The organism is Mesorhizobium sp. M7D.F.Ca.US.004.03.1.1, assembly GCF_003998635.1.
GTDB lineage: Bacteria > Pseudomonadota > Alphaproteobacteria > Rhizobiales > Rhizobiaceae > Mesorhizobium > Mesorhizobium loti.
In genome coordinates, this window is the sequence record NZ_RZQG01001455.1 from 1 (window position 1) to 941 (window position 941).

The window sequence follows — 941 nt, forward strand, 5'->3', positions numbered from 1 at the left end:
AAATGGAGGGGTACTCTTCCTCATCGTTGGCAGCCACGTGACAGCGCACGGAACGTGCCATCGCCGTCGCAGTCCTAAAAACGATATCCGGATTTTCACACGCAAAAAACGCAGAGTCTTCCGTGCTTTGGCACGGAGCTCTGATGCTCATTGGAAAGAAGGGGGCCGGTCGGCGTTTGGCAGCGGTACGAGGAGGCCACTATGTGCCAGCGCCGGCCGGCCGACCCCACGGACCCAGGAGATGCGGCGGACCTGAGCATCATGGGGTATTCTGGGGATCGAGCCGGCTGTCTATCCTCGTGCCGGCTTCGTCTTGGCCTGCACACTTGCGCAAGAGCTTATGAAAATCAACAGTTTCTTAACCAAGGCTCGCGAATCGCTTGGATTAAGGTAAACGGGTAACCCTGTCGGGTTGACAGGATAATCGGGTCTGGACCGGTTATGCCGCCTTGGCAACGACGCGGTTGCGGCCACCGCTCTTGGCTTCGTAGAGTGCGAGATCGGCACGCTTCATCAGCGCCGCCACCGTATCCACACCCTTCAGCACCGACGACACCCCGACGCTGACCGTGACTTCGATCGTCTTGCCGTCCTGGCCGATGGCAAAAGGCGCCTGGGCAATTTCGGCGCGAATGCGCTCGGCCACCTTCTCGGCAACCGCACCTTCGGTGTCCGGCATCACCACGACGAACTCCTCGCCGCCAAAGCGGCAGGCAAGGTCGATACCCCTGACATTCTTGCGCAGCCGTCGCGCAAATTCCCGCAACACTTCGTCGCCGCCGTCATGGCCATGCGCGTCGTTGATGGCCTTGAAGCGGTCAAGGTCGGTGATCATCACCGACAGCGGCCGGCGCCGTGCCACGGCGCGATCGAACAGCGTCTGTAGATGGCTGTCGAGATAGCGGCGGTTATGCAGCCCGGTCAGGCCGTCGGTCACCGCC

General features: G+C 61.3%; 1 protein-coding gene. It reads right to left on the bottom strand.

Annotated elements, in window-relative coordinates:
* Positions 1–439: 439 nt before the first annotated feature.
* On the bottom strand, positions 440–941 hold a 502-nt coding region (locus EN935_RS37910; protein ID WP_127374335.1), incomplete at its 5' end, for a diguanylate cyclase.